Source organism: Thalassovita aquimarina, from assembly GCF_018219815.1.
GTDB lineage: Bacteria > Pseudomonadota > Alphaproteobacteria > Rhodobacterales > Rhodobacteraceae > Thalassobius > Thalassobius aquimarinus.
Genome location: NZ_JADMKU010000004.1, coordinates 133683 through 149605 on the forward strand (window position 1 = coordinate 133683; position 15923 = coordinate 149605).

Sequence of the window (15923 nt, forward strand, 5' to 3'; positions counted from 1 at the left end):
AGCCCCCCGTGCGAAGGAAAGTCCCCGCCCGGCTTCAGGCCGGGCAGCCCCCGACAGCCCCCATGGGCGGGGGCTTCACCCCCACCCGCGACCGGGGTCTGCCCTTCGCTCTGCAACGCGACGATATTTGTTTCCTGCTGCATCGCCCTAATCAAACCTGATCTGTTCCCGTTCGAACCCGCTGAACTTGCCCGCCAGCAGCCCCGCAAGGGTTTCATAGATGATGTCACCCGACGGCGCACAGCCGGGGATATTGTAATCGATCTCGACCACCTCGGAACAGGGATAGACCTCGTCCAGCAACAGCGGCAGCGCCGGGTCGTTGGGCACCTGATGGGTGGTGTTGCGGATGTAGCGTCCGGTGATGTAGGCCTCTTCCAGGCATTCGCGCAGCGGCGCGTCGGAATGCATGATGGCGTTGCGCATCGCCGGCAACCCGCCCATGATCGCGCATTGCCCGATGGCGATCAGAACATCGCAGTTGCGCCGGAAATCGCGCAGCACATGGACGTTTTCCTCGTTGCAGCAGCCGCCCTCGATGATGCCGATATCGCAGCGCCGGGTGAACTGCTTGATATCGGTCAGCGGCGATCGGTCGACCTCCACGAGCTTCATCAGTTCGATCAGCCGTTCATCGATATCTAAGATCGCCATGTGGCAGCCGAAACAGCCCGCGAGCGAGGCGGTGGCGATCCGGGCCTTGCGCAGCTCAGTCACGTTTCTTCCCCTCGATTTTGTGGCCGATCAGGCTCTTGTCGAATTCGCGTTCACCGATCGGGATCGAAAATCCTTCGCCCTTGCGGATGATGCACCCCACGGGACAGACCTCTTTCGAGATGGCGAAATCGGTGACCTCGGCATCGGTATCGGACAGGTCCGCCCCGTTCACCGCGACGCGGCGGTTGATGCCGCGACCGACATAGCCGAACACGCCCTTGCCATCGATTTCCTGGCTGGCGCGGATACAGCGGCCGCAGGTGATGCAGCGGTTGGTATCGAGCGCGATATCGGGATGGCTGGCATCCAGCGCCCGGCACGGATCGAGATAGGGAAACTTGGTCGGCTGCGTCATGTCGAGCCGGTAGGCCATCGCCTGCAATTCGCAATTGCCGGACGCTTCGCAGATAGGGCACAGGTGGTTGCCCTCGTGAAACAGCATCTCGACCAGATCGCGGCGCAGCTTGGTGATATGCGGCGTTTCGTTTTCCACCGCCTGCCCCGCCTGCGCGGGCTGGGTGCAGGCGGCCACGCTGCGCCCGCCCGCCTTGACAGTGCAGACCCGGCACGATCCCTGATGGCGCAGCCCTTCGTGATCGCACAGCCGCGGGATATAGATGCCCGCCGCGTCGGCGGCTTCCATGATGGTCTGGCCGTCCTTCGCCGCGACCTCGACCCCGTCGATGGTGAAGGTGAACCCGGTCATTTGCTGAAATCCTCGTCGAATATGGTCGACCGGCGCTTGGCCAGGTGGCGGGCGCTGTCGATGGCCGATTGGATGTCGAAACTGGCGCGGATGCGATCCTTGGACGGCTTCACCGTCGCGGCATATATCAGCGGGAAATTTTCCAGCGTCGTCAGGATCGGGTTGGGCGACGTCGTGCCCAGCCCGCAGCGGCTGGTTTCGATGATGGTGCCGGAAAGGTCCTTTAGGTAATCGATATCTTCGGGGTTGGCCAAACCGTCGCGGAACTTGCCGATGGCTTTTTGCAGGAACACGTTGCCGACCCGGCAGGGAGTGCAGTAGCCGCAGCTTTCGTGCACGAAAAACGACATGTAGTATTCGACGATTTCCAGGATATTACGGCTGCCGTTGAAGATCACCACCGCGCCGGCCGTGGACAGGTCATCGAAGCTGAGTGTTCGGTCGAACTGGTCGCGCGCGATCATCGTGCCCGAGGCCCCGCCGACCGCCACGGCGGCCGCATCCTCGCCCCCCGCCATCGCCAACAGGTCCCGCACCGACAGGCCGTAAGGCAATTCGTAGATGCCGGGGTTCAGGCAATCGCCCGACACGCTGAACAGCTTGGTGCCATGGCTGCCCTCGTGGCCCATGTCGAAGAACCACTGCGCGCCCTTGTCCAGGATGCGGGCGGCGTGGCAAAAGGTTTCGACATTGTTCACCACGGTCGGCAGACCCAGGTAGCCCTGCGTCACCGGGAAGGGCGGCCGCGTCTTGGGTTCGCCCGGCAATCCTTCGCAGGACGAAATCAGCGCCCCTTCCTCGCCGCAGATATAGGCCCCCGCGCCCAGTTGCAGCCGGATGTCGAAATCGAACTCCGCCCCCCCGATCCCCTGCCCCAGCAGGCCCCGGTCGCGCCGGTCCTGCAGGACCTCCTCGATCAGTTCGCGCAGATAGACATATTCGCCGCGCAGATAGAGGATGCCATCGGTTGCGCCGACGGCACGGGCAGCAATGGTCATGCCCTCGATCAGCAGGTGCGGGCGTTCGGTCAGCAGCACGCGGTCCTTGAAGGTCCCCGGTTCGCCCTCGTCGGCGTTGCAGATGATGACGCGGCGCTCGGCCTCCGCCGCGGCGGCAAAGCGCCATTTGCGGCCCGTGGCGAATCCCGCGCCGCCGCAGCCGCGCAGACCGCTGGCCTCGATCTCCTCGATGATCCGGCCGGGCGTCATGTCGAGCGCCCTTTGCAGCCCGGCCCCGTCCGGCACCGGGCACAGCAGCGACGCCCCGGCATGGCGGATATTGTTTTTCACCTGGCGCGTGGCGCGGTCATGCGGGGACAGATCGTCGAATTCATGCGAAATCAGGTCTTCGGGGCGCTGCCCCCCGCGCAGCGCCGCGGCGACCTCGGCCACCCGGTCCGGCGTCAGCTGGGTCAGAACGATGTCGTTGACCATCGCCGCCGGAGCCTGATCGCACAGGCCGATACAGGGGGTGTATTCCAGCGACACCGCCCCGTCGGCGGAGGTTTCGCCGACCTTGATGCCAAGCGCCGCCTCGAACGCTGCCGCGACCGCGGGCATTCCCGCGAAGCGGTCGATGATATCGTCGCAGAGCCGGATCGTGATCCGCCCCTTCGGCACCTGCGACAGGAAGGCATAGAAGCTCACCACCCCTTCGACCGCGATCCGGCTTAGCCCGGCGCGATCGGCGATCAGCTGCATCACAGGAGGGGAAATCCAGCGCAAATCGTCCTGCACCGCGCGCAGGATGTCCATCATCCGGTGCGGATCGTCACCAACATCGGCACAGATCGCCGCGATCCGCTCGGCATCCTCGCGCCGCAATTCCCGGTCTGTTGCTGCATCCATGGTCGGGTCCCTTCGGTTCCGGCAACCGGTCAACTCGACACCAGCGGAACACATTATCGGTCCTATGGAAAGCCGTGCCGTATCAGTTTGGCGAACCGCCACCCAATCGTTCCGGCTTTTCCGGCCCTGTTCAGCCCAGCCGCTCGGCCAGATAGACCACCGCCTTGTTCAGCGTTTCGATCCTGCGGTAATCCTCTTCCGGGATATTGACGCCCAAGCGTTCGTGTAGCGCCGTCACTAGGTTCAGGATATCCATCGAATCGAGCTCCAGATCATCCTGCAACTGGTCATCCCCCCCGACATCCGCCGCATCGATATCGGGCGCGACCGAGGTCAGTTCTTTCAGGAATGCGGCCTTGATGTCGTCTTTGGTCATAAATCCTCCGGGTTTTGCAGCAGCGTGTCTATTTCTTTCAGGAATTTTGCCCCGCGCCGACCGTCGCTGACGCGGTGATCCGCGGCAAGGGTGACGTGGACGCACATACGCGCCGTCACCGCGCCATCCACCACGCGTGGCGCAGGGCGCGGTGTGCCGAAAGCGACGATGGCCACCTGCGGCGGATAGATCACGGCGGTCATGCCATCGACACCGTTTTCGCCGAGGCTGGATATGGTGATGGTGCCGTCGGTCATTTCCGACCCCCTGAGCCGCCCCGACCGCGCCCGCGCCACCAGATCGCGCATCGACGCCATCAGCTGATCGAGCGGCTGGGAAGCCGCATCCATGATCGCCGGCGCGATCAGCCCGCCGCCGCGCAGAGCCACGGCGACGCCCGCATTGACGGGTTTCGACGGCTGGAAGGCACCATCCACATATTGCCCGTTCATCCCCTTCACGTTCGCGGCGGCCAGCGCCGTCGCCTTGACGAAAAGCGTACCCATCAGGATGCGATCGCCAGGCGCGCAATCGGCGTTGCGGGCGCGCAGCCAGTCATCGGCCGCCTGCAGGTCGATTTCGTGTTCGAGGTAGTAATGCGGGATTTCGTGCTTGGACCGGGTCATCGCCGCCGCGATGGCCGCGCGCATGGCGTCCATGTCCAGCCCCTGCTTGGCCGGCTTGCGCCTGCCCTTGCCCGCGCTTTCCACATCGGCCAGCACGATGGCCCCACCCGGGCCGCTGCCGGTCACTCCCGACAGATCAACCCCGAGCTCCGCCGCCCGCGCCCTTGCAGCGGGCGAGGCCGGGGTTTCACCGGCTTCCGCCGCCACCGGCGGCGGCGCAGGTATGGGTTTCACCAGTTGAGCTGCCGGCACGGATTCGGGTTCCGGCGCCATTGCGGGCGCGGCCGCCTCGCCATCGCCACGGATCACCGCCAGCGGCGCGCCGACCGGCAGGGAGGTGCCCAGCGCGGCGTCGATCCTGTCCACCACGCCGTCTTCGAAAATCTCGATCTCGATCGCGCCCTTCTGGGTTTCGACCACCGCCACCACGTCGCCACGCTTGACCGTATCGCCCGGGCCCACCAGCCATTCGACCAGCTTGCCTTCCTCCATGTCGGCGCCGAGCGAGGGCATCTTGAACACGCCCATGGCTCACCCCTTCCCAAGCGCGGCTTTGGCGGCGGCGACGATGGCGGGCACCTGCGGGATCGACGCGTCTTCCAGATGCTTCGGATAAGGGATCGGCACCTCCGCCGAACACACCCGCCCCACCGGTGCATCCATCCGCCAGAACGCCTGTTCGTGGATGCGCGCGGCGATTTCCGCCGAAAGCGATCCCGACCTCCAGCCCTCGTCCACGATCACGGCCCGCCGGGTGCGCGCGACCGAGGCCATGATGGTCGCGTCGTCCAGGGGCCGCAGCACCCGCAGGTCGATCACCTCGGCCTCGATGCCATCCTTGGCCAGCTCCTCCGCCGCCTCCAATGTCTTATGGAGCGATCCGCCATAGGTGATCAGGCTCACATCCTTGCCCGGCCGTCGCACCGCCGCCTTGTCGATATCGACGGGCCCGGCATTGCTGTCGATTTCCCCGGTCCGGTTATAGAGCATCACGTTCTCGAAGATCAGCACCGGATCGGGGTCCGAGAGCGCGGTCCAGAGCATGCCGCGCGCATCCTCCAAGGTCGCGGGCGTCAGCACCCGCAAGCCCGGAATATGCGCGTACCAGCCTTCCAGCGAATGCGAATGCTGCGCCGCCAGTTGCTTGCCTGCGCCGGTGGCCATGCGGATCACCAGCGGAACGCCGAATTGACCGCCCGACATGTGCCGGATGGTGGCGGCGGTATTCATGATCTGGTCCAGCGCCAGCAGGCTGAAATTCACCGTCATCAGTTCCACGATGGGCCGCATCCCCATCGCCGCCGCGCCGATGCCGAATCCGGTGAAGCCCGATTCCGACAGCGGCGTGTCGCGGATCCGGTCCTCGCCGAATTCCGCCATCAACCCCTTGGACACCGCATAGCAGCCGCCATAGGCGCCCACGTCTTCGCCCATCAGGAACACGTTCCCGTCGCGGGTCATCGCGTCGCGGATGCCCTGCTTGACCGCCTCGCGATAGGTCATCTCGACCGTCTCGCCCGAAGGCTTTGCGGGCGTGGGCGGTTCGGGCCTTTCCTCCGCCGTCACATGGCGGGTCAGGTCCTCCAGCGGTTCCCAGCCAGATTTTTCCGCGAATTCCACCGCCTCGGCGATTTCCGCGTCGATCCGCGCCTCCAGATCGGCCACGTCCTTGTCGTGGATCAGCCCGGCGCCCAACGCCCAGGACTGGAACCGCACGATCGGCCCGCGCGTGCGCCAGTCCTCGACCTCGGCCTTGTCGCGGTAAAGCTGGGCGTCGAACATCGAATGGGCGCGGAACCGGTAGGTGCGGCATTCCAGGAAATAGGGCCGCGCGGTTTCGCGGATCGCCGCCAGGGCCCGGCGCGCCGCCGCCTCGACCGCGACTACGTCGTTGCCGTCGACCACCTCGGAGGGGATGCCGTAACTGGCAGCCTTCTGATGGATGTCGGTTTGCGATTCCGACCGGGCCAGCGCGGTCCCCATCGCATACCCGTTGTTTTCGCAGACGAAAAGCGCCGGCACATGCCACAGCTGCGCCAGGTTCATGGTTTCGTGAAACTCGCCCTCGGCCACCGCGCCTTCGCCAAAGAAACAGGCGGTGACCGAGCCGGTATCCTGCATCCCGTCGCCCAAAGCCAGCCCGCCCGCCAGGGGCAGCCCGCCGCCGACGATGGCATTGCCGCCATAGAAATTCCGTTCTGCGTCGAACAGGTGCATCGACCCGCCGCGGCCGCCGGAAACGCCGGTTGCCTTGCCGTACATTTCGGCCATCACCGTGTTCATCGGCACGCCCCGGATCAGCGCGTGACCGTGTTCGCGGTAGGTTGCGACGATGCGATCCTGCGGCGCCAAATGCGGGATGACGCCCGCCGCGATCGCTTCCTCGCCGTCATAGAGATGCAGGAAGCCGCGGATTTTTTCCTGCGTGTAAAGCTCGGCGCATTTGTCTTCGAACTTGCGGACGCGCATCATCTTGCCCAGCAGGTCGAGAACGTGATCGCGCGACAGGCGGATCTTGGCATCGGTCATGATTCATCCGTCTCCAACGTGGAAATATCGCCCTCGGGCAGGCCCAGTTCGCGCGCCTTCAGCAGTCGACGCATGATCTTGCCCGACCGGGTTTTCGGCAGGGTGTTGCGGAACACCACTTCGCGTGGGGCGACAGCGGGGCCCAGTTTCTTGCGGGCATGGCCGCGAATGTCGCGTTCCAGTTCCTCGGACGGTTCATATCCGGGATTGAGCGACACATAGGCCTTCACCACCTCGCCCGCCGTTTCGTCCGGCAGGCCGATCACCCCGGCCTCGGCCACCGCTTCGTGTTCGATGAGCGCGCTTTCCACTTCGAACGGGCCGATCAGGTGGCCCGAGGATTTGATCAGGTCGTCGGCGCGGCCCACGAACCAGAAATAGCCGTCCTCGTCCTTCATCGCCAGGTCGCCCGACAGGTACCAGCCGTCGCGGAAGGTTTTGTCGTAGCGCGCCTGTTCATGCAGATAGGTGCGCATCATCGACGGCCAGCCCGGGCGCAGCGCCAGTTCGCCGATTTCACCCGTCGCGCATTCGCGCAATGGATCGCTTCCGCTGTCCACCACCCCGGCTTCGATCCCCGGCAACGGTTTGCCCATCGATCCGGGCTTGATGTCCATCGCCGCCAGGTTGGCGATCATGATGCCGCCGGTTTCGGTCTGCCACCAATTGTCGTGGAACGGGTGGCCGAACACTTCCTTGCCCCAGACCACGCCCTCGGGGTTCAAAGGCTCTCCGACGCTGGCAAGGAATTGCAGGTTGGAGAAATCGTAAGGCGCCGCCGCTTCCGCCCCGGCCCGCATCATCATGCGGATCGCGGTGGGAGCGGTGTACCAGATCTCGACCTTTTCGCGTTCCAGCATGCCGTACCAGCGATCCAGGTCGAATTCCGCTTCGTCCACCAGCATGGTCGCACCGTTCACCAAGGGCGAGATGATGCCGTAGGACGTGCCCGTCACCCAGCCGGGATCGGCGGTGCACCAGTAGATCGCACCGGGACGCAGGTTCAACGCGAAGCGCCCGGTAGCGACATGGGCGTAGACCGCCTGATGCACATGCACCGCGCCCTTGGGACGGCCGGTGGTGCCGGAGGTGAAGTGGATGAGCGCCATGTCCTCGGGTTGCGTCGCCGCCACCTCGAATTCCTCGGACGCGGCCGCCAGCGCCGGGCCGAGCGCGACGCAGCCTTCGGGCGCGTCATCGACATCGACGAGGAAAACGGTCTTCAGCGACGGTATCTCGTCGCGCCACTTGGCGATCTTGCGCCGGTAGATCGATTCTGTGGTCACCACCGCGTTGGCCTCGCCGATTTCCATTCTCGTGCGGATCGGTTCCGGGCCGAAGGCGGAAAACAACGGCGAAAACACCAGCCCCGCCTTCAGCGTGCCAAGCGCCGCGATGTAGAGTTCGGGCTTGCGGCCCATCAGCGAATAAAGCCGGTCGCCCGCTTGAAGCCCATTGTGCCGCAGCACATTGGCGAACCGCGCAGTTGCCCGGGCCAGGTCGGCATAGGTGAAATCGCGGGCGTCGCCATCCTTGCCGAACCAGCGCAATGCCAACCGGTCGCCATTGCCATGAGCGACATGGCGGTCCAGCGCTTCGTACGCAATGTTCAGCCCGCCGCCCGGCAACCCGTCGAGCATTTCAGCCGCCTGATCCCAATCGAACGCCGCACGCCCGGCATCGGGATCGGTCAGGGCCGCGAAGGCCCGTTCGGCATCGGTTTTCGCAATGGTTTCCCACGTCATCCACATATCCTCCCGACCTCACGGTAGGCGCGTTCCCGACAGCGCGACCATGATTCAAGTCAAGGTGGCGTTCGGGGCGGCGCCTTCCCCCCGATGCCGGCTGCGCAGCAGCCGCAGAGATTTTATCGCCTCGGGCACCAGTACCAGCGGCAGGCACAGAAGCCAGATCTGCTGCCAGTGGTTCCAGCCCAGCGGCGCTGTGCGAAGCAACAATTGCAGAGGCGGCCAGTAGACGGCGGCGATCTGGGCACCGACCATCAGGATCAGCGCGAGGATCAGCTTGGGATTGGATAGCCATCCCAGCCGCCAGCACGGCTGTGAAAAGGACCGGAAGGCGAAAACGCTCATCTTTTCGAACAGCACCATGCCGGTGAAGGCGGCGGTGCGCGCCAACGCATCGCCCTCGACCATGAAGGCATAGAACAGGTACAGGCTGGCCGATCCGGTATAGATCCCGAAACTCAGGATCAGGCCAACCGCCGTCCAGTCCATGATCCCCTGTTTCGCCGGGCGCGGCGGTTCGGTCATCTGGTCGGGTGTGCCGGGTTCCAGCCCAAGCGCCAGCGCCGTCACCCCGTCGGTGACAAGGTTCATCCACAGGATCTGCGTCGGCAGGTAAATCAACGGCCCGCCAAGCGCCAGATTGGCCAGGATCGCGATGACCTCGCCCGCGTTCGAAGACAGCAGGTAACGCACGAAACGGCGGATATTGGCGAATTGCCGGCGACCCTCGCGAATGGCCCGTTCCAGCGTGGCGAAGTTGTCGTCAAGCAGCACCAGGTCCGCTGCATCCTTGGACACGTCGGTGCCCCTGATCCCCATGGCGACGCCGACATCGGCGCGTTTCAGCGCCGGTGCGTCGTTCACCCCATCGCCGGTCATCGCCACGATCAGACCCTCGGATTGCAGCAGTTCGACCAGCCGCATCTTGTGTTCCGGCGCGGTGCGGGCGAACAGAACTTGCTCGCTCAGCACCGCCCTAAGCTCGGTGTCGTCCATCGCTTCCAGTTCAGCGCCGGTAATGGCCCTGTCGATCGGCAGGCTCAGGGCATCGGCGATGGCGCGGGCAGTGCGCGGGCCGTCTCCGGTGATCATGATGACCCGGATACCGGCGCTGCGGCAGGCACTGATCGCCTGTTTCACCTCGGGGCGGGGCGGGTCGATCATCCCGACCAGCCCGATGAATTCAAGATCCGCCTCGGGGGCTTCCGCCTCGGTCACGTCGCGCCGGGCCAGCGCGATCACCCGCAGCCCCTTGTCGGCCATCTTGGCATAAACCGAATGGATTTCGTCGCGCACGGCACCGGTCAGCGGCGCGGTGCCGTCGGGACCGCGCCAATGGCTGCACACCTCCAGCAGGTGTTCCGGCGCGCCCTTGGCCAACTGCACCAGCCGGTCATCCTGCCAGCGCACCATGCTCATCCGCTTGCGTTCCGAGGTAAACGGGATCTCGGCCAGCGGCCCGGCGGGCGGCACCGGCGTCCAGCCCTTGTAGGCAAACGTCACCAGCGCGCCCTCGGTCGGATCCCCCACCATGTGCCAGGCCGATTCCTCGTGATAAAGGCTGGCATGAGTGCAGCCGACCATCACCTGGAGCGCATCGGTCAGGTCGGGGTCGTCGCCATGCCGCAACGGTTGTCCGTCCAGCAGAATGCGCCCGGCCGGATCATAGCCCGTCCCCACCGCCTGGTAGTCGCGCCCGCCGATCCACAGGATTTCGCCGGTCATCATGTTTTCGGTCAGCGTACCGGTCTTGTCGGTGCAGATGACCGAGGCCGACCCCAGTGTTTCCATCGCCTGCAACCGCCGCGCCAGCGCCTTCTGCCGTACCATCGCCGCGGCGCCGAGCGCCAGGCTGATGGTGACCACGGCGGGCAGGCCCTCGGGCACGATGGCAACTGCCATCGACAACCCGGTCATCACCATTTCAATCACGTTGCGCCCGGCCAGTATACCGGTGATCGCGATCGCCGCGCCAAGCCCCAACGCGGCAATGCCCAGCTGCCCGCCAAGCCGTCCAAGTTGCCGCGACAGGTTGGTTTCCTTTTCGCCCACCGATCCGGTCAGCTGGGCGATCTTGCCGAAGGCGGTGCTGGCCCCGGTGGCACTAACCACCGCTTCGGCCCGTCCCGCCACCGCCAGCGTGCCCATCATCACCGCTCCGGTTTCACCTTCGCCGCCCGGCTGTTTCGAAACCGGGATCGATTCCCCCGTCAGCACGCTTTCATCGATCCTGAGCTCCAGCGCCGACACCAGCCGCGCGTCGGCGGGCACCTGGTCACCGGCGTCCAGCAGCACCAGATCACCCGGCACGATATCGCGGCTGTCGATTTCAACCGGGTGGCCGTCGCGGATAACCCGCGCATGGCCCACCAGCATTTCGCGCAGTGCCGCCAGCGCGGTTTCCGCCCGCCATTCCTGCACGAAGCCCAGAACCCCGTTCAGCACCACGACCATGCCAATCGCGGCGCTGTCGATCCATTCGCCCAGGACCAGCGCCACCAGCGCCGCGCCGATCAGCAGCAGCACCAGAAGCCCGGTGAACTGGCGCAGGAAGATTTTCCAGGCCGGGGTGACGCGGACCTCGCCGACGACGTTGCGGCCATGGATTTGCAACCGCTTCGCCGCCTCGGCGCTGGTCAAGCCACTGACGGGGATTGGCGTGTTGTCGAACTGCATGCGTCTTCGGCCCCCTGTATCGCGCGGCGCCATGATTGACCGCCACCATGCCGGGGGCCTTGAGACAGATCAACCGGCCCGCAAAATGCTGCGCATTTGTTCTACCGCTGATCGGTCAAAGCGCCAACGCGGGCGCGGTCAGATCCCGAGATGGCGATCGGTGATGTCCGGGGTCAGATCCGCGAAGGCCCCGGCCCAGACCGAGCGCCCCTTTTCAAGGATCACCGCGCTGTCGGCGACGCTGGCCAGTTCCTTCAGCGACTTGTCGACCACGATGATCGCCAAGCCCGTTTCGGCCTTGAGCCGGGCGATGGCAGCCCAGATTTCGAGGCGCACCACCGGGGCCAGCCCCTCGGTCGCCTCGTCCAGGATCAGCAGCCGCGGATTGGTCATCAGAGCCCGGCCGATGGCCAGCATCTGCTGTTCGCCGCCCGACAGCGACCCGGCCAGCTGATCGCGGCGTTCGGCCAGCCGCGGGAACAGGTCTGACACGGCGGCGAAGTCCCACGCGCCGGGGCGGGCGGCGGCGATCAGGTTTTCGTGCACCGTCAGGTTTGTGAAACAGCGTCGCCCCTCGGGGACCAGCCCGATCCCGGCCCGCGCCGCCTGATGCGGTTTCAGCCGCGACAGGTCGCGGTCATCGAACAGGACCGATCCGCCGCGGTGCTTCAGCAACCGGCAGATCACCTTGAGCGTGGTCGACTTGCCCATCCCGTTGCGCCCCATCAGCGCCAGGACCTCGCCCTCGCCCACGGCCAGATCGACGTCGAACAACGCCTGAGAGGGGCCGTAGAAGGCCGAGACGTGGGAAAGCTTCAGGAAACTCATGCCTCGTCCCCCAGATAGGCACTGCGCACCGCCGGGTCGTTGCGGATTTCCGCGACCGAACCGGTTGCGATGATCCGGCCATAGACCAACACGCTGATCCGGTCGGCCAAAGCGAACACCGCGTCCATGTCATGTTCGACCAGCAGGATCGGCGCCTGCTGCCGCAACCGGTCCAGAACGGTCATCAACTGCCGCGACCCTTCGGCCCCCAGACCGGCCATCGGCTCATCCATCACGAAGGCTTTCGGGGCGAGCGTCAGCGCCACTGCGACCTCCAACTGACGCCGCTGCCCATGCGACAGCTCGGCGGTGCGGAAACGGCGGAAATCCTGCAGACCGACCTGTTCCAGCGCCGTTTCGGCGCGGGCGACAAGATCCTTGTCGCGCATGACCGGACGGAAGAACCGGAACACGTCACCGCGATGGCCAAGCGCGCCCAGCATCGCGTTCTGCAACACCGTGCAGTCCATCGCCAGGCACGAAATCTGGAAGGTTCGCGCCAGCCCCAGCCGCGCCCGCGCGGCGGTCGTCAACGCGGTCACGTCACGCCCGCCGAAACGGACCTCGCCACTGTCTGGGGCAAGCGCGCCGGCAATCTGGGCGATTAGCGTCGATTTACCCGCGCCGTTCGGGCCGATCAGCGCGTGGATTTCGCCAGAACGCAGGTCGAGGTCGATCTGGTCGCTTGCCTTCAGCCCGCCGAAGCTCTTGCTGACGCCGCGGATATCGAGAACCGGGTCAGTCATGCGCCACCTCGCGCCCAACGATCAGGCCGTAGAGCCCGCCACGGGCGAACAGCACGACGCCCAGCAGGATCGCGCCCAGATAGATATGCCAGAATTCGGAAAGCCCGCCGAGGCTGTGTTCCAGCAGGATGAACAGCGCCGCGCCCGCCACCGGGCCGAACACCCGCCCGACCCCGCCGAGGATGACGAAGACCATGATTTCGCCCGAAGTCTGCCAGGACAGCATCGCCGGGCTGACGAAGCGGTTGAGATCGGCGAACAGCGCCCCGGCCAACCCGGTGATCGCGCCCGAAATGGTGAAGGCGGTGAGGTAGAGCCGGTACGGCACCTGGCCCACCGCCTGCACCCGGTCCGGGTTCTGCCGCGCCGCGCCCAGCATCAGCCCGAAGGGCGAGCGTGCCGCGCGCCAGGTGCCGAACAGCACGATCAGCAACAGCACGTAACAGATCGCGAAGAACTGGATCGGGTCCATCGTGTTCAGCCCCGGAAACCCGTTGCGCACATAGATCGACAACCCGTCCTCGCCTCCATAGGCGGGCCAGGAGATCGCGAAATAATAAAACATCTGCCCGAAGGCGAGCGTGATCATGATGAAATAAACGCCCGTGGTGCGCAGCGACAGCGCGCCGATGACCAGCGCGGCCAGCGCGCCGGTCACAATCGCCACCAGCCAGATCAGCGGCATCGATTTCGTGCCCTCGATCAGCAGCGGCCATTCCATCATCGGCGTGTAATTCTGGGCGTGATAGGCAAGGATGCCCATCGCGTACCCGCCCAGCCCGAAAAACGCCGCGTGGCCCAGGCTGACCAGCCCGCCGAAGCCAAGCGCGAAGTTCAGCCCGATCCCGGCGATGGCAAGGATCACCGCGCGGGTGGTCAGGGTGATCAGGAAGGGTTCGTCGGCAAACAGCGCCCAGACAGGCAGCATCAGCAGCGCCAGAAGGATCACGGCATTCAGGATGGTTTCGCGCTTCATCTCATGCTTCTCCGAACAGGCCCTTGGGCCGGAACAGCAACACGCCCGCCATCAGCAGATAGATCGACATCGAGGCCAGCGAGGACCCGACCGATGTCGCCTCGGACGGGTCCATGAAAAGGGCGAAGACCTGCGGCAGCAGGAACCGGCCCAGCGTGTCGGTCAGCCCGACAAGAATGGCACCGATGAAGGCGCCCTTGATCGACCCGATGCCGCCGATCACGATCACCACGAAGGCAAGGATCAGCACCGGTTCGCCCATCCCGATCTGCACCGCCTGGATTGCCCCGATCAGCGCCCCGGCAAGTCCGGCCAGCGCCGCGCCAAGCGCGAAGACCTGGGTATAGAGGCGCGAGATATTGACGCCCAAGGCGCCGATCATTTCGCGGTCGTTTTCGCCCGCCCGGATGCGGATGCCCACGCGGGTGCGCGCGATCATCCAGAACAGGCCGGCCGCTACTGCCAGCCCGACCACGATCAGCGTCAGGCGATACAGCGAATATTCGATGCCCAGCGGCAACATCACCGTGCCCGACAGCCACTCCGGCTTGTCCAGGAACAGCGGGAAGGACCCGAACAGATAGCGGGTGCCTTCGGAAAAGATCAGGATCAGCGCGAAAGTCGCCAGCACCTGGTCAAGGTGGTCGCGGTCATACAGCCGGCGGATCACCGTCATTTCGATGAACACCCCGGCCATCGCCGCCGCCGCCAGCGACGCGATCAGCGCCAGCAGGAAAGATCCGGTCAGGGCCGACACACCCGCCGCCGCGAAGGCGCCGATCATGTAAAGCGATCCATGCGCAAGGTTGATCAATCCCATGACGCCGAAAATCAGCGTCAGCCCGGCCGCCATCAAAAACAGCATGACACCGAATTGCAGCCCGTTCAGGGCCTGCTCGATCAGAAGGAGGATGGACATTTACGGTCTGCCGAATGGGCCGCCGCCTCGGACCGATCCGGGGCGGCGGCGTGTCATCACATCTTGCATTCGCCCGCGTAGGCGTCGGCATGATCCTCAAGGCCGGTAGCGACGATCTTGTTGGTGTAGACGTCGCCTTCCTTGATCACTTCACGGACATAGATGTCCTGCACCGGGTGGTGGTTCGGACCGAATTTGAAATCACCACGGGTCGAGGCGAAATCGGCCGCTTCCAGCGCGGCACGGAACGCATCGGCATCCGAAACATCCGCCTTTTCGACCGCGCTGATCAGCAGGTTGGCGGTGTCGAAGCCCTGGCTGGCATACAGCGACGGCAGCCGGCCATATTCGGCCTGGAAGCTCTCGACGAAGGCCTTGTTGGCCGCATTGTCGATATCCTTCGACCATTGCGAGGTGTTGCGCACACCCAAGGCGGCGTCGCCAACCGCCTGCAGGATACCCTGGTCGAAACTGAACGCCGGCCCCACGACCGGCAGGCCGACACCGGAATCGGCATATTGCTTGAGGAAGGAAATCCCCATCCCGCCGGGCAGGAAGAAGAACACCGTATCGGCTCCGCTCGCGCGGATCTGCGCGATTTCGGCGGCGTAATCGGTTTGCCCCAGCTTGGTATAAACCTCGCCCGCCAGGTCGCCCTTGAAGAACCGCTTGAACCCGGTCAGCGCATCCTTGCCCGCCGGATAGTTCGGCGCGAGGATGAAAGCATTCTTGTAACCCGCTTCGGTCGCATAGGCGCCCGCGGCTTCATGCAGGTTGTCGTTTTGCCATGCGACGTTGAAGTAGTTCTTGTTGCAGCCCTTGCCGGCCAGCGCCGACGGCCCCGCGTTGGGCGACAGGTAGAATTTGCCCTGTGCCACCGCGCCCGGCACCACCGCCATCGCGAGGTTGGACCAGATGATGCCGGTCAGCACATCGACCTTTTCGGACTGGATCATCTTGTCGGAAAGCTGCACCGCGATATCGGGTTTGCGCTGATCGTCCTCGATCACCACTTCGATGTCGCTGCGGCCCGATTGCTTGATCGCCAGCATGAAGCCGTCGCGCACATCGATGCCAAGCCCCGCGCCACCGCCCGACAGCGTGGTGATCATGCCGACCTTGACGCCTTCGGCCCAGCCGCTTCCCGCGGCCAGAACCGCCAGCGATGCGCCCACGATAAGAGATTTCAGTTTCATATGACCCCCTGTTCCTTCTTCATGCCTTATCAG

Annotated in this window: 13 protein-coding genes; all 13 read right to left on the reverse strand. The window is 65.0% G+C overall.

The annotated features are described in order from the left end of the window. Positions 1 to 147: 147 nt before the first annotated feature. Entirely contained in the window at positions 148 to 717 is a 570-nt protein-coding gene (locus IT775_RS06220; RefSeq protein WP_343231113.1) for an NADH-quinone oxidoreductase subunit B family protein, read from the reverse strand. Beyond that, on the reverse strand, positions 710 to 1423 hold the full coding sequence (locus IT775_RS06225; RefSeq protein WP_212700223.1) for a 2Fe-2S iron-sulfur cluster-binding protein: 714 nt from the start codon (positions 1421 to 1423) through the stop codon (positions 710 to 712). Before IT775_RS06225 ends, IT775_RS06220 begins: the two co-directional genes overlap by 8 nt. Then, a complete protein-coding gene (locus IT775_RS06230; RefSeq protein WP_212700224.1) occupies positions 1420 to 3270 on the reverse strand; it encodes an NAD(P)H-dependent oxidoreductase subunit E in 1851 nt (616 codons plus the stop codon). The genes IT775_RS06225 and IT775_RS06230 overlap by 4 nt, the downstream gene beginning before the upstream one ends. A gap of 130 nt (positions 3271 to 3400) precedes the next feature. After that, entirely contained in the window at positions 3401 to 3646 is a 246-nt protein-coding gene (locus tag IT775_RS06235) for an acyl carrier protein (protein ID WP_212700225.1), read from the reverse strand. Then, positions 3643 to 4800, reverse strand: a complete 1158-nt coding sequence (locus tag IT775_RS06240) for a dihydrolipoamide acetyltransferase family protein (protein WP_212700226.1) — start codon at positions 4798 to 4800, stop codon at positions 3643 to 3645. The genes IT775_RS06235 and IT775_RS06240 overlap by 4 nt, the downstream gene beginning before the upstream one ends. A 3-nt stretch (positions 4801 to 4803) precedes the next feature. Beyond that, the gene (gene pdhA, locus IT775_RS06245; protein ID WP_212700227.1) at positions 4804 to 6801 is read right to left on the reverse strand and encodes a pyruvate dehydrogenase (acetyl-transferring) E1 component subunit alpha; all 1998 of its coding nucleotides are present in this window, start codon (positions 6799 to 6801) and stop codon (positions 4804 to 4806) included. Further along, positions 6798 to 8546, reverse strand: a complete 1749-nt coding sequence (gene acsA, locus IT775_RS06250; protein ID WP_212700228.1) for an acetate--CoA ligase — start codon at positions 8544 to 8546, stop codon at positions 6798 to 6800. The genes pdhA and acsA overlap by 4 nt, the downstream gene beginning before the upstream one ends. A 54-nt stretch (positions 8547 to 8600) precedes the next feature. Further along, positions 8601 to 11225 carry a cation-translocating P-type ATPase gene (locus tag IT775_RS06255; RefSeq protein WP_212700229.1) on the reverse strand — a complete coding sequence of 875 codons (2625 nt, stop codon included), beginning with the start codon at positions 11223 to 11225 and terminating at the stop codon, positions 8601 to 8603. Positions 11226 to 11363: 138 nt separating this feature from the next. Then, a complete protein-coding gene (locus IT775_RS06260; RefSeq protein ID WP_212700230.1) occupies positions 11364 to 12053 on the reverse strand; it encodes an ABC transporter ATP-binding protein in 690 nt (229 codons plus the stop codon). Next, on the reverse strand, positions 12050 to 12799 hold the full coding sequence (locus IT775_RS06265) for an ABC transporter ATP-binding protein (protein ID WP_212700231.1): 750 nt from the start codon (positions 12797 to 12799) through the stop codon (positions 12050 to 12052). Before IT775_RS06265 ends, IT775_RS06260 begins: the two co-directional genes overlap by 4 nt. Beyond that, positions 12792 to 13775 (reverse strand): branched-chain amino acid ABC transporter permease, encoded by a 984-nt coding sequence (locus tag IT775_RS06270; protein ID WP_212700232.1) that lies wholly within the window; start codon positions 13773 to 13775, stop codon positions 12792 to 12794. The genes IT775_RS06265 and IT775_RS06270 overlap by 8 nt, the downstream gene beginning before the upstream one ends. A gap of 1 nt (position 13776) precedes the next feature. After that, on the reverse strand, positions 13777 to 14694 hold the full coding sequence (locus tag IT775_RS06275; RefSeq protein WP_212700233.1) for a branched-chain amino acid ABC transporter permease: 918 nt from the start codon (positions 14692 to 14694) through the stop codon (positions 13777 to 13779). Between the two features lie 56 nt (positions 14695 to 14750). Beyond that, positions 14751 to 15890, reverse strand: a complete 1140-nt coding sequence (locus tag IT775_RS06280; RefSeq protein ID WP_212700234.1) for an ABC transporter substrate-binding protein — start codon at positions 15888 to 15890, stop codon at positions 14751 to 14753. Between the last annotated feature and the right edge of the window lie 33 nt (positions 15891 to 15923).